The 13,747-nt window shown below is 52.6% G+C and carries 12 protein-coding genes; 1 reads left to right on the top strand and 11 read right to left on the bottom strand.

The window, feature by feature from the left end; genetic code table 11:
* Positions 1–16 precede the first annotated feature (16 nt).
* From G583_RS0113015 to G583_RS0112980, 8 genes are all read right to left on the bottom strand, one after another.
* Positions 17–376, bottom strand: a complete 360-nt coding sequence (locus tag G583_RS0113015) for a hypothetical protein (protein ID WP_022871616.1) — start codon at positions 374–376, stop codon at positions 17–19.
* An 11-nt stretch (positions 377–387) separates the two neighbouring features.
* A complete protein-coding gene (gene wecC, locus G583_RS0113010; RefSeq protein ID WP_022871615.1) occupies positions 388–1,641 on the bottom strand; it encodes a UDP-N-acetyl-D-mannosamine dehydrogenase in 1,254 nt (417 codons plus the stop codon).
* A gap of 132 nt (positions 1,642–1,773) precedes the next feature.
* Entirely contained in the window at positions 1,774–4,701 is a 2,928-nt protein-coding gene (locus tag G583_RS16480; protein ID WP_022871614.1) for a glycosyltransferase, read from the bottom strand.
* A complete protein-coding gene (locus G583_RS16055) occupies positions 4,698–5,690 on the bottom strand; it encodes an LCP family protein (protein WP_169558797.1) in 993 nt (330 codons plus the stop codon). Before G583_RS16055 ends, G583_RS16480 begins: the two co-directional genes overlap by 4 nt.
* A gap of 144 nt (positions 5,691–5,834) precedes the next feature.
* Complete coding sequence (gene mutM, locus G583_RS0112995) at positions 5,835–6,734, bottom strand: bifunctional DNA-formamidopyrimidine glycosylase/DNA-(apurinic or apyrimidinic site) lyase (RefSeq protein WP_022871612.1); 900 nt, start codon at positions 6,732–6,734, stop codon at positions 5,835–5,837.
* Positions 6,727–7,398: a ribonuclease III gene (gene rnc / locus G583_RS0112990; protein WP_029629588.1), complete on the bottom strand. Its 672-nt coding sequence runs from the start codon at positions 7,396–7,398 to the stop codon at positions 6,727–6,729. The genes mutM and rnc overlap by 8 nt, the downstream gene beginning before the upstream one ends.
* Before the next feature lie 64 nt (positions 7,399–7,462).
* The gene (rpmF, locus tag G583_RS0112985; RefSeq protein ID WP_022871610.1) at positions 7,463–7,666 is read right to left on the bottom strand and encodes a 50S ribosomal protein L32; all 204 of its coding nucleotides are present in this window, start codon (positions 7,664–7,666) and stop codon (positions 7,463–7,465) included.
* Between the two features lie 2 nt (positions 7,667–7,668).
* The gene (locus tag G583_RS0112980; protein ID WP_022871609.1) at positions 7,669–8,280 is read right to left on the bottom strand and encodes a YceD family protein; all 612 of its coding nucleotides are present in this window, start codon (positions 8,278–8,280) and stop codon (positions 7,669–7,671) included.
* Positions 8,281–8,691: 411 nt separating this feature from the next.
* Here G583_RS0112980 and G583_RS16475 point away from each other — a divergent pair, with 411 nt between their 5' ends.
* On the top strand, positions 8,692–10,959 hold the full coding sequence (locus tag G583_RS16475) for an N-acetylmuramoyl-L-alanine amidase (protein ID WP_022871608.1): 2,268 nt from the start codon (positions 8,692–8,694) through the stop codon (positions 10,957–10,959).
* 62 nt (positions 10,960–11,021) lie between these two features.
* Here the strand turns inward: G583_RS16475 and G583_RS0112970 are convergent, their stop codons facing one another.
* The 3 genes from G583_RS0112970 to G583_RS0112960 are packed head-to-tail and all read right to left on the bottom strand — an operon-like array spanning position 11,022 to position 13,694.
* Entirely contained in the window at positions 11,022–12,011 is a 990-nt protein-coding gene (locus tag G583_RS0112970; RefSeq protein WP_022871607.1) for a Gfo/Idh/MocA family protein, read from the bottom strand.
* Positions 12,011–13,102: a DegT/DnrJ/EryC1/StrS family aminotransferase gene (locus G583_RS0112965; RefSeq protein ID WP_245540640.1), complete on the bottom strand. Its 1,092-nt coding sequence runs from the start codon at positions 13,100–13,102 to the stop codon at positions 12,011–12,013. Before G583_RS0112965 ends, G583_RS0112970 begins: the two co-directional genes overlap by 1 nt.
* On the bottom strand, positions 13,092–13,694 hold the full coding sequence (locus G583_RS0112960; RefSeq protein ID WP_022871605.1) for an acyltransferase: 603 nt from the start codon (positions 13,692–13,694) through the stop codon (positions 13,092–13,094). The genes G583_RS0112965 and G583_RS0112960 overlap by 11 nt, the downstream gene beginning before the upstream one ends.
* Positions 13,695–13,747: the final 53 nt, after the last annotated feature.

The raw sequence follows: 13,747 nt of genomic DNA, 5'->3' as shown, positions 1-13,747 counted from the left end.
TGACGACGACTACTAGTTATTTTCCGATGTTCTTAATTCCGTGATAGGTACGATGGACTCCTGGCAATTTTCCGAGTCTTCCTCGGACCTTTTGCTTCAGCGTACGTTGTGTTCCTCTGGCCTGCTTGCCATCCTGGACTTCAGCTGAGAGGTCGCCGCCTTCTACTAATCGCGACAAGAGGCCCCGAGCGTCATCAACACGCGCAGGATATTTTCGCTGTAAATATGCCCACAGCAGGTCATTTTCTAAACGAAGGTTGCGTTCACTTTCCAAGGCGGTCTTGAGTTCGTCTTGCAAGCGCTGCTGAGATTCGATTTCTTCTAGTAAACGTTGTTGAAGGACATCGACACTTGCTTCTTCAAGATTCTTGGTCATATTCAAGTACTCTACTTGTCGCTGCGCCATTGGCCGCGGGTGTCGATGACGCGTTTCGTATAGGCGGATTCGCCCAGATCAGCAAAGGCAGCGTGATCCACGAGCAGGACGATAATGTCAGCTTGTTCAATGGCTTCATCTACCGGGGTCAAAGTGAGATTGTTCCGGTTCTGCAACCGAGCCGGTAGTTCGTCGACGTGGGGTTCCACGCTGAGAATCTTCGACTCAGTGAACTGATCCGACAGCGCCTCCGTGATATTCAATGCCGGCGACTCGCGCAAGTCGTCAATATTCGGTTTAAACGCCAACCCAAGGGTGGCCACAACCGGGGCGCGGCCAGTTTCCTGTTGCACATCAAAGGCGGCAGCTTTCACCTGGTCCACGACCCACTGGGGCTTAGCATCATTAATCTCCCGCGCGCTACGAATAATCGTGGCCGTATCCGGGGCCGCGGCCACAATAAACCACGGATCCACCGCAATACAATGGCCACCCACACCGGGACCAGGCTGCAGAATATTCACCCGTGGGTGGCGGTTGGCCAGTTCAATGACTTCCCACACGTCCACACCAATTTCATCACTGATCATCGACAGCTCATTAGCAAAGGCAATATTGACATCCCGGAAGGAGTTCTCCACCAACTTCGACATCTCAGCAGTCCGAGTATTCGTGGTCACCAGTTCGGCTTCACAGAAGCTCCGGTACAATTCCACGGCACGCTCAGCAGCTTCGGGGGTGGAACCACCAATAATGCGGTCATTGGTCACCAGCTCACGCATCACCTGGCCCGGCAACACCCGCTCTGGGGCATGGGCAAACTGCAAGGTGCCCTGCTCCGCCAAATCCGGGCGTTCTGCATGAATGACTTCGGCCAAACGATCCGTAGCCCCCGGCGGTGACGTCGATTCCAGAATCACCAGCTCATCACCCGACAACTGGGCCGCGAGGGTACGGCCAGCGGCTTCAATATACGACAAGTCCGGGGTCTTATCCGCGAAAAACGGGGTCGGCACCGCCACAATATAGGCATCAGCAGCAGGCGTCTCCGTTGAGGCCGTCAACGCCCCCGCCTTGACCGTGCGAGCTACGAAATCACCGAGTTCAGGTTCAACGAACGGCACAGCACCAGCATTGATCGCATCCACAGCCTGCTGATTCACATCAACGCCGTAGACACGTAGACCGTTATCAGCCAAAATCGCGGCAGTCGGTAAACCGATATAGCCGAGTCCGATCACGGCAACACTAGAAATGGTCGACATTCACTATCCTTCACACGGCACGGGTTGATACCTACTCGCTGGCGGTATCAGCAAGTCTTTAAAATTATTCAGCAGTCTATTATAAGTCAAAAGCGCTCAAAGTAATCGCGCATAACCCCCTGACCCAACAATTTAGTGTTCCGGGGACAGAATACTACGGTAGAGCCGATCATATTTTTCGGCGTTCGCTTCCCACGTTCGCTCAGTTAATACCCACTCGCGACCCGCCTTCCCCATAGCAGCAGCTCTTGCGGGGTTGTCTAGCAACCCATTGATTGCTTCAGCCCAAGCACCGGTATCTTCAACGGACACTAACAATCCAGTTTTATTGTGATTCACGAGTTCTGATAGAGCCGGCAGGTCCGATGCGATGACTGGCTTTGCGCTGGCTGAAGCCTCCACAGATTTCATCGGCGTAACCATGCGCGTAACCTGGGTGGATACTCGTGGCACGACAAATATGTCCAACGCCTGGTGGTACAGGTGAGATTGCTCTCGATCAACACGCCCCGGAGCAATTAGACGATCGGCAATGCCCAGTTTTCGAGCAGTGGCAAGGATGTTCGGGAGTGCTGTGCCATCTCCAACGATCAACAACCGAAGGTTCGGACGTTCTGGCATCAGCAGCGCTGCAGCTTCTACAACTGTTTCCAAACCTTCGTATGGCACCAACGAACTGATTGTACCGACATACTCAAGATCCGGGTCCAAGCCGAGCGAGACTCGAGCGTCTCGAGTCTCACCTGGTTCTTCTAAGAATTGTCCACCCACTGCATTTGGAGACAACACGATATCGCTATCATTTGCACCGAAATCAACCAGGTTCTTCTGCATCTGCTCGCCCAATGTAACGAGTCCGTCTGCAGCCAATGTGGCTTCTTGCTCACGGGCCTGGAAGAGTTGGTAGTAATCAGATTCGACAGCATCATCACCTCGGGTCGAAGCCCAAGTATCTGCGAGTTGTCCCCGTACTTCATAAACCCACGGGATGCCAACGGCGTTGGCCACCGCTTCAACAACGATCGCATTCGTCCAGTGAGTAGTTGTATGCAGCATAGCTGGGCGGCACTTTAGTACATATTCCAACAGCATCTCGGCGTTCTGTTGGATGCGGTCACCAAAGTGCATCGCCAGTTGTGACGGTAGAAGCCGCTGATACCCAATGCCTTCTACCTCGTCTCGGGATTCTGCAAGAAGCGCTCCGGTAGTAATCGGCCAACCGATCCGTGTCACCGCAGATACGTCCCACCCTCGGTCCCGGAGCGCCAGCATGATGGAATGTGAACGCTGCGCATAGCCAGATGGGGTATGTGGCAGCGAATTAGTCAGTACGTGCAATACACGATTCTTGACCGGATGATACGTGCTTACAGAATCGAGCAGTGGCTTGGCGCCTTGGAAGCTTTCAAGTTCGGAAGACCAGCGTTCTACTGTCTTTCGTTCACGCTTTGCTGTTGTCATTAGCTCAACGGCTTCGACCATGCTGCCGGAGGTCCAGGCGGTCCAAGCACGCGCGGCCTGGAGACCTTTGGTATTTGGTTTCACTCTGTCGAGTAGCCATTCAGCAGTATCACGATCACCAAGTGCAATAAAGACTCGGGCGTAGTCTACGATTTTTCGATCCGCGCCACGTTGTCCCAGGAGTTCTTTCGCTTGATCGATCAGTTCAACATTGCGACCCGAAACAGCCTTGCCTACAGCGGAGAGCGTATCCAGCGGGCCTCCGCGCAATTTGGATGCGGCGTTTGCTATAGGTTCGCGCAAATTCTGAGGCAACCGACGGAGCACAAGGAGACCAAAGAGCGCACGGTTGTTTTTGAGATGTTCAAGCGCAGCCGTAGTAGAGATTGAAGCAGCGGTTGTGGAACGCTGCAACAATCCCGTGGTCTTGCGTGCTGGGGCGTTTCGTTTCAAGACTGAGTCCAGTTTCTCAATTTGTGCCGTATCGGATGCATGGGCTGACACCCATGCACGTGCATTTTCCTGTGTCGGTGTTGAGTGTGGGTTTGTAGCTAAGCCTAACCAGGTTTCAGCGAGGGCCTGGGCATCATCCTCGACGATGGCGTGTTCCCCTGCTTGGTTCAGTATGCTTGCTGCTTCACCACAGACAATGCCTGTTATGTGTTTTCCATAAGACAGTAGTTCATATGTCTTGGAGGGAACTGTGTGTGCAAAACTTGCCCAGTCAGAACGTAGTGTCACCAGACAGGTGTCAGCCCACCGATAGTGCTGAAGTGTCGCTTCACCATAGGAAGCAGGCAGTATGGCTACCGGATGACCCGCTTGAGCGTTCAGTATCTCGAGATTCGCCTTCTGGGTCCCCTCCCCCACAAACCGGACCGAAATATTTGGATTTTGCTGGCGGGCAATCCTAGCCGCCTCAATAATCAGTTCGAGTTGTTGTGACTCACCGTGGTTGCCCAAATACAGCACATTGAGCTGCCCAACTGAGCGTTTTCGTGCCTCAAGCTGCGGCATCTGTTCTATCGCCCGGCTATTGGAAATCACTTCAATCGGAGGCATATCGCGCTGTTCGAGTGTGGCTGCGAAACCGTTGGTTACGGTGATGAGCTGATCTGCGGAGCGTTGAATGCGGGTTATGACTTCAGCGACCAGCGTGCCGAAAAATTTCCCCCCGCTTTCTGACTCGAAAATCAGGTCCGGCCAAGCATCACGCATTTCCACCACGTAAGGCACACCTTTGATCCAGGCGATGATCCGACCTGCGACCAAATTCGGGAGCGCAGGTACGGTTGCCACAACTACGTCAGCATCTTCTCTTAGGGCCAGTGGCACAGAGGTTGCTGCATGGATAACTGCTTTGGCAAGTCGTCCTGCCCGACTATCCGGTAATGAACTTACGTGCGGTGTTCTACGGATGGTCACGTAGGGCTCAGGATCTTGAGCTTCATCAACGTAGCGAGGATCTGCCGGTGGGGTAAGAACTTCAACGCTCCACCCGGCGTCATAAAGCCCGGCCAGAAATTTCTTCCACCGTCGTTGAGGTGCGGTAGATTCTGGCGAATAGGAATGGGTAATCAGTAGGAGACGGCGGGTCACTGTGGCGCTTCCACCCCGGGTTCTTCGGTTACATCTTCGCCGGACTCATCGATGGCACCGTCAACTTGTTCTTCTTGGCGCTCTTCCAGCTCTTTTACGTATACATCCATCGTGCCGTTTTCCATGGCACTTCGCATATTGGCGAGTTCTTCTTCATCGGGCCATACCACTGAGGCACCGCCCTGGGTAGTACCGGTACCGGCGTTTGGAATGGTGAAGCTAGTGATGTTCGATGCCCGCATCTTACTCATGGACATACCGTAGTTCACCAGGGTCTGGGCATCGAGTGATTCATCAACGGTCAGGTAGGGAGTAAAGGAGCTGACCATATCCGAGATTTTTGATGGGTTGGTGAGCGTCGAGGAGTCTAGGACCTGCGAAGCAATACCGGTCAAGAATTTTTGCTGGTTCTTGACACGCTGATAGTCACCGTCGGTGAAGGCTTTCCGTTCGCGTACGAAACGCAAAGCATCGGTACCCTCTAGTCGGATGGTGCCTTCTGGGTAATAGGACGGGTTGGCCTGCCCCGCAGAAAAGGCCATGTCGTTGTCAATTTCGACTCCACCCAGGGCTGTGGTCAGATCGCTAAACCCGTCAAAGTCGACAATCACCATATGATCGATACCAGCACCGGTGAGTCCTTCCACGGTCTGAATCGTCAGTGGGTAACCCCCGTGGGATTGCGCAGAGTTGACTTTCGACATGCCCACCTCCGGGATCTCAACCCAGAGGTCACGCATAATCGACATGACATACATTTCATCACGAGTTTCTGGGATGTGCACCAGCATCATCGTGTCAGAGCGCTGATCTTCCAGCGTCTCACCTTCGCGAGCATCCGAGCCAAGCACCAAGATGTTCATTTCGCCATCTTCAAAGGCTTCACTGGTTTGATCGATACCGGTTTCGACGGTCTCTCGGTTGGTATCGAAATCTTCTGCAAGTTGTGTTGAGAAACTTGATACGGCCGCAACTGCTGTGCCTGTCACCAATGCAGTCGATGCGAGAATCGACCAAGCTGCTCCGCGACGGGGCGAGCGGACACGGCCAGCTCGCTTAGGCGTTGGCGGTTTGCGCATCTTTAGGCAGCTTCTTTCTGTTGGGCACACAGTTAGGCACGAGTATAGACGTTTTTACCAGCGTGCACGTCGAGGCACAGGTTGACATCTCGGACAATAGTACGAGGAACGGTTCATGAACTTCCGACGTGTGATAAGTGTCTCTTCACCTGCATCCAAGCACCGATAGCAGGCTTCACCTGCTCGACCATAGACATTCAATGACCTGTCGAAGTAGCCGGATTCCCCGTTGACGTTTACGTATAACGCGTCAAAGGACGTCCCACCTTGAGCTAACGCTAATCTCATGACCTGTTCAGCAGCTTGGTAGACCCTAGAAACTTCCTTGCGAGTCAAAGTCTCCGTTGGTCGTGCGTAATGCAACTTGGCAAGGTATAACGCCTCATCAGCGTAAATATTGCCGATACCTGAGGAAAGTGATTGATCCAGCAGTGCACGTTTCAGACTTGATTTGCGTCGGCGAAGTTTTTGGAAGATTTCTTCGGTGTCGAAGTGTTCGTCCAGCGGATCGCGTCCGATGTGCGCCACGGTACTGGGAATCAGCTCGCCTGGGTGATCCTCGGTCGGGACTAAGGTATCCAGATAGAGTCCGCCAAAGATGCGCTGGTCCACGAAACGCAGCTCTTGGAGTCGTTGCCCCGTCGTGTAGGTGATGCGGATCTTGAGGTGCTTTTGGTTTGGGATTTCGGGTTCAGATACCAGCATCTGACCGGACATGCCCAGGTGCACCACGATGGCACTGTAGCCTTCGTCAATGGGAATCCAGAGGTATTTCCCGCGGCGTTTGCCTTCTGCCAGTCGCTGCCCAGTCAGTCGTGCCATGAAGTTTTCTGGCCCGCCAGTATGGCGGCGCAAGCTTCTCGGGTCGAGGACTTCAACGGCGATGATCTGCGCGTTGGTGGCCCACTGTTCGATACCACGTCGTACGACTTCAACTTCTGGTAGTTCAGGCATGGGTGCGGTTTTCGATATCGCTGAGACTGTGCCAGGCGGCAAGTCGTTCAGCGTCTTTCTTCGTTTTCGCTTCTGCAGTGGCATATGGAATGCCGCCAACGCTTAAGGTTGCTTCAAACGTCCGGTCATGGTCTGGTCCGGTACCGGAGACTCGGTACTCGATTGCCCCCATATTATGCTTATCGACGGCAACCTGGACCAGGGTCTTCCAGTCTTTGCCGGCACCCATAATATGCTCATCTTCGAGCAAGGGGATCACGTGTTTTTCCACGATGATCCAAGCGTCATCGAATCCCCCGCGCAAATAGGTTGCGCCGATGAGCGCTTCGAAGGTGTCTGCCAGGATGGAGTCTTTATTGCCGCCGTGAGTTCGGATCTCACCTTCACCTAAAAAGATGTGCGGGCCGATGTCCGCTCGGCGTGCGACGTGGGCTAAAGCTACGGTAGAGACGATTGAGGCACGCTTTTTGGCGAGTTCGCTCTCTGCTTCGTCTCGGTATGTTTTGTAGAGGTAATCGGTCACGAGGACACCGAGTACTGCGTCGCCGAGGAATTCTAACCGTTCGTTCGTGGGTAATCCATCGTGTTCGAATGCGTAGGAACGGTGGGTTAACGCAAGTCGAAGCATCTCGGTGTCAAATGTGACGCCGAGATGCTTCGACAAGTGTTCTATTGTGTCCTCAGCGGCCCACGAATTTTGGGGCGTGGAATTTGCTGAGCGGGCCACTTTAGATGTCTGCGACTTTGCGGCCTTTGTATTCCATGAAGAGTGGAGTGCCGGCCGAGTCGGATACAACGTGGGCCTGGTGTGGCAGACGGTAGTCTACTTTGCCGTTTTCTACGACTTTGACCAGTTTTGGAGCGCTGGCCTTCCACTGGGCCCGACGTGAACGGGTGTTGGAACGGGACATTTTCCGCTTTGGTACAGCCACGATTATCTCTTTTCTTGTTGCTCGGAGTTATCTGATGAAGTTTCGTCGGTTGCATCACCGGAAACAAAGTTCGCCAATGCAGCCCACCGGGGGTCCAATTGCTCGTGATAGTGGTCCGGACCCGCGTCTTCGAGGCGGACGCCGCACTGATCACAGAGACCTTCACAGTCTGGTGAACACGTGGGTTGGAACGGTAACGAGGATACCAGGGCATCACGCATTATCGGTTCAACATTGACGAAGCCGTGTTCCACCATGTGCTGTTCGTCCTCATCAACCATGGGGTCGAACTCGAATTGGAACAGTTCTTGTATCTCGATGGTGACGGCTTGAGTAATGGGATCTAAGCAACGCGAGCACTGCCCTGTGAGCGTGCCATCAACGGTGCCGGATACCAAAATGCCTTCGTGGACTGAATCGAGTCGAACATCCACCTGCATTGCTGAATCTTTTTCGACTCCGAGGAGCGGAACCGCGAGTTCAGCGGGGGCCGGCCAGGTCACCTGAAGTTCTTCAGATGCACCTGGTCTATCAACCAGCTCGCTGATCGATATAACCCATGGTTTAGTTTCATCAGAAGGTGTTACTCCTGAATGAATTCTGGTTTCGGACATGAGCTCCACCTCCTGGTTTGCTCATATATAGAGTCTAATACTTACAGGCAACACCTGAGTCGCTAGACGATTTTGGCGTCAGTGTATCTCAGTCAAGGCCAGCTGACCACTCTAGCTCAAATTGCACCCATGACAAAATTGCCGCCACATGAAGCAAAACTCACCGCGATGACCATTATTCTGCATGCACTGCAGATGGTCTTGTTCCAGCTCGAACGAATGTACGGCCTGGTTCGTTGCAAGTTACCAATGAAATGCGACGAGACTTTAAGCAAGATTGTAAAAAGGGCTCGAGGCAGCGCGCCAACAAAAACGACACTATCTTGAAGGTTGTAATACCTCTTGCGGAGAAATATTAATACCCTAACCTAAAATAGGCCACGTGTCTTTTTCACAATCCTTAGGATTTCCATGCGCAAAATTACGCCGCTAGTACTTCTCTCATTCACAGCATCGTCTCTAGTAGCTACAGAAACCGCACATGCGACTACTGATACTGCTCCAAGTAGTTATGTCATCGACCTACTTCAGGAATCGAAAATTATCGACAAAGAACTAGCGGAATTAGAAAACCCCGAAGAATTTGAGATCGAAAGCGCCGCCCGTTCAAACATTCCACAAGGAAGACCGGTTTCTACTGATTCAACGGCCCAACTAGAAGAAGATTCCGAGGCAGAAGTTGAGCATCTCCAAGAGGGCCACAGTCGTGTCCAAGAGGAAAGCCTAGGAGAGGATGAGACTTCAGGGGAAAGTCCCGACAACAACACCGTTGAAGAAACCCCTCAACAGCAAGAAGAGCAAGTTCCAGATACCGAACCCGTACCAGACGAGCAGGAAAGTCCATCTGCAACCGGTACGTATTCTCTTCTCACAGATCCTTTGGAGACCGAAGCATTCCACGTCGCGGGAGTAACGTGGGAAGGCACAGCTCCGGAACAAATTGACATCCGCGCTTATAGCAACGACGGGTGGTCCGAGTGGCTCAATCTTGAGATCGACGAGACCGACGAAGGAACTGACGGTACCGAACCAATCATGGCCGCGGGTTCTGACGGCATCCAGGTGCGTGCATCTGGCGAGATCTTACCAGATGCTTTTAACGTGCATCTTATGACTGGCGACGGTAGCACTGGCGAAGAAAAGGGGTCTAAGGCCAGTGAGGCCGAAGATCAGCCAGCGCAGGACACTGAACTCAAACCAGCAGAGAATGTTAGTGCAACGACGAGTCGCAATGACCATAACTTTCTACTGTCCAACACAACAGTTGACGAAACACCTCAAACACAGCTGGCTTCAAATCGCCTCTCAGCCAACATCAAAGCTGTCCCCTTCTCCAAAAACATTGTGTCCCGCACGCAGTGGGGCGCGCCACGTGATGCAAGCTGGCGCACACGATACGCGTCTTTGGAGGGTGCGATAGTCCATCACACTGCTGGCACTAATTCCTATACACGAGCCCAGGCTCCCAACATTGTCAAGGGGATTTGGAGCTATCATACTTTCACACGTGGATGGGGCGACATTGGCTATAACTTCCTAATTGATAAATACGGCACCGTCTATGAAGGACGATCTGGATCCGTGGATTCAAAAGCGGGAGAAATGGCCATCGGTGCGCATGCAGCACCTGCGAATACGGGATCGGTCGGAGTTTCGGTTCTAGGTTCTTATACCGGCAATACCAATCCTTCATCCACCGTGCTGGATACTATTTCCGAAATCATTGCCTGGCAGTTTGCGATGGCCGACATAGACCCCAAGGGCACGTTCACATATCGCAACTCGAGCGGTAATAACGTATCAACAAATGCAATCTCAGGGCACCGGAATATCTCAGCCACGATCTGTCCGGGAAACATCTATCCGCGCTTGGGAACTATTCGAAATTCCGTGGCGTCAAAGATTGATGACTACGCTCCCAACCCAACACCCACGCCTACTCAAAGGCCGGTATTCGACCGCGCAGAAAGTTCGGGAAGCAAATGGCCCCTAGACAACGCGTGGTCCGTGGGAGACCTCACTACTAACGACACCACGGACCTTTTACTGCGAGACCCCGAAGGGTACATCCACGTTTATGAAGGGCGCGGCGATAACAGTTTCCGCAGTCCTGTGCAGATTGGTCGCGGCTGGAATATATTTCCAGAACTCTATACCGGTGTTGATTTCGACGGTGACTCTGTTCCAGACATTCTCGGGATCGACAAAGAGGAGCAACTGTTTCGCTATTCCGGGAACGGTCGCGGTGGCGTGCATGAGGGTGACCAAATTGGACGAGGGTGGAACTTTGAACATCACATGGTCTTCGAAGAAGGGCCGGGTAAAAATCCGGCCATTGTGGGGATCACCAATGATGGTATCCTTCGCGTCTACCAGACAGATGGACGGGGCAGCTTCACCGATAGTCCTGTCGTAGGCAGTAACTTCTCACACCTCCACGGAGCCGTTCCCGTAGGCGATTGGGATAATACTGGTTATAGCGACATGGTCTACGTGACGGATGCAGGCTATTTACATTTCATGTCAGATCCGATTCAGAATGACTTTAGTAACAGTGTTCAGATCGGGCAAAAATGGGACGGGCTGACCATCATGCCAGGCGACAGTTCCGGAGGAGAGAATAAGCTCCTCGTTATAGCACCAGATGGCAAGCTCATGACATACATATTTACAACATAACGAATGGCGATTTGCTTCAACGGGTCGGAGCGGTCAATATCGGCTCCCACCCGTTGAGCAGATCATTCGAGAGTTACAAAGGTATTGTTAGTGGCAGATTTAATCATGGCTTCACATACTCTCAGCACTTGAGCTCCCTGTTCCAGTGTTACTACGTCAGAATGCTTACCCAGAACTGCATCTCGAAAACTTTCATGCTCTGTCACGAGGGGTTCTGGTTTATGGATAGCCAGACGTGTCACGTTACCTTCAGATACCCCACGAAATTGTGCTAAATCGTCCCATACCGTGGGGTGACTTCCGTTTTCGTAAAAGGTCAAATCGGCAGTAAGGGTATCTGCAACGAACATACCCCTCTCACCTGTGATGATCGTAACTCGTTCTTTCGTAGGCGTGAGCCAATTGACCAGATGATTAGACACGAGACCGTCAGATAACTGACACGTAGAGCTCAGCATATCCTCATTGTCTCGGCCAGTCTTGAACACTGTACGGGCGCCTACCACTTCATAATCTCTTTGAGTGACCCAAGCAGTAATATCTATATCATGGGAGGCGAGATCCTTAACTACGCCCACATCACTAACACGGTTCGGGAATGGGCCCTGTCGTCTCGTGGCAATCTGATAGATCTCACCCAGTTCCCCAAATTCCAGTCGCTTTCGAAGTTCTTGAAGAGCTGGATTGTATCGCTCTATATGCCCGGTGGCACCAAGCACACCGCGATCAGCGAAGGCAGTAACCAACCTGCTCGCCGCAGCGTAACTCTTCGACAATGGCTTTTCCAACAACGTGGGAATTCCCGCAGCTGCAGCCTGCAAACCAAGCGTTTCATGGGACTCAGTCGGGGTCGCAATGACTAGGTAGTCAACACCCACGTCCAATAATGCATCGAGATCTGGCAATAGCGGAAGATCCCGTGCAACAGCATACGGATCGCCATATTGGTCCGCGAGAGCTACCAGCTCTACACCCTCTAATGATCGCAATATCCGGGCATGGTGGCGGCCCATATAGCCTAAACCAATGAGACCCGCTCGAAGCTCAGCCACTATGAACCCGCCTCAGCCAAAGTATTTACGGCTTTAACAACACGCTCCAGCTCCCTTTTCGTCACCGACGGATGCACCGGAATTGAGAGACACTCTCGCGCAGCGCGTTCCGTTTCAGGAAGATGCATTTCGGACTGAAATGCCGCTAGGCGATGAACAGGCACCGGGTAAAACAAGCCAGTGCCGACGCCATATTCGTCTTTTAGTGCTTTTGCGAATCCATCACGGTCGTCTTCAATACGAATCGTGTACTGGTGATAAACGTGTACTGCATCTGAGACCACCGGAGGAGTTACGACTCCCACTAAGTGGTTATCGTAAAACGCAGCGTGTTGCTGACGCTTTTTAGTCCAGGCATCAATCTTTGTCAGTTGCACCAGTCCAATAGCAGCGTGGATGTCAGTCATCCGATTATTAAATCCCACGACTTCGTTATGGTACTGCTGCACCATGCCTTGATTACGGTAAAGCTGTATCTTGTGCTGTAGCTCAGGAGTCGCGCACGTTACTATCCCACCTTCGCCAGATGTCATGTTCTTCGTAGGATAAAGAGAGAATGCTGCGAACGTGCCAAAAGAACCAGCAGCTACTCCACCTAAAGACGCACCGTGTGCTTGGGCTGCGTCCTCGAATACGAGCAGGTCGTACTCCTTCGCTATTTCAAGAATTTCGTGCATTCTTGCCGGAAGCCCGTATAAATGGACAGGCATAATCGCTTTCGTGCTCTCTGTGACAACTGCACGAATAGAATCAGGATCAATGTTGAAATCGACATAGCTAATGTCTGCAAAAATCGGCGTCGCCCCGGTAAGAGCGACTGCATTTGCCGTAGCCGCAAACGTGAACGACGGTACGATAACTTCGTCACCCGCTCCGATCCCCGCCGCGAGAAGTCCAAGGTGTAATGCTGACGTTCCGGAGTTGACCGCAACGCTCGGTCGATCGATGCCAAATCGTTTAGAAAAATTGGCTTCGAAACTCGCAACCTTTGAACCCTGTGCGAGCATGCCGGATCGCAAGACGGCTTCGACGGCTTGATGCTCTTCCGCACCGATAATGGGTTTGGCAATTGGAACGAAATCAGTCAATATTTTCCTCTATCAGTGCCAGCTCTTCACCGGTCGCAGCATAGATGTCCCCCGTCACTGGGTCCCTGAGGTTCATGTCGTCGTCAGCTTCCAAGGGGACCCCTGATTTGCCGACCCAACCAATCCTACGGGCAGGAGCACCTGCTACGAGAGCATGCGGCTGTACGTTGCGTGTCACGACAGCCCCCGCGGCGATAGAAGCCCACTCCCCAATGGTCACAGGTGCTACACAAACTGCCCGAGCTCCTATCGAAGCTCCATGTTTAATCGTGACACCAACAGCCTCCCAATCAGAAGCAGACTTCAAAGAACCATCGGGATTACACGCCCTCGGGTATTGATCGTTCGTGAGTACAACAGCAGGCCCAATGAATACCCCATGCTCCAGTACCGCAGGCTCATAGATCAGCGCATAATTTTGTATTTTAGAGTTGTCCCCGACAGAAACCCCAGAACCAATGTAGGCGCCCCGTCCTACAACAACGTTTTCTCCAAGGCGAGCGCCTTCTCTGACTTGGGCAATGTGCCACACATAGGCTGAGCGAGCAATATCTGCCGCGTCAGAAACCTCCGCACTACTATGGATGAACGACATTGAGTTCCTTTCAGTCATGTGGCGCACTTACGTTGCTACACTAGTGCTGTGAT

Source organism: Yaniella halotolerans DSM 15476, from assembly GCF_000420805.1.
In the GTDB taxonomy this organism is placed as follows: domain Bacteria; phylum Actinomycetota; class Actinomycetes; order Actinomycetales; family Micrococcaceae; genus Yaniella; species Yaniella halotolerans.
This window is presented reverse-complemented; position numbering and strand designations above follow the sequence as displayed.

Coding starts and splice junctions, on each gene's coding strand:
- G583_RS0113015 (WP_022871616.1), bottom strand. CDS start 376: ATGACCAAGAATCTTGAAGAAGCAAGTGTCGATGTCCTTCAACAACGT.
- wecC (WP_022871615.1), bottom strand. CDS start 1,641: ATGTCGACCATTTCTAGTGTTGCCGTGATCGGACTCGGCTATATCGGT.
- mutM (WP_022871612.1), bottom strand. CDS start 6,734: ATGCCTGAACTACCAGAAGTTGAAGTCGTACGACGTGGTATCGAACAG.
- G583_RS0112980 (WP_022871609.1), bottom strand. CDS start 8,280: ATGTCCGAAACCAGAATTCATTCAGGAGTAACACCTTCTGATGAAACT.
- G583_RS16475 (WP_022871608.1), top strand. CDS start 8,692: ATGCGCAAAATTACGCCGCTAGTACTTCTCTCATTCACAGCATCGTCT.
- G583_RS0112960 (WP_022871605.1), bottom strand. CDS start 13,694: ATGTCGTTCATCCATAGTAGTGCGGAGGTTTCTGACGCGGCAGATATT.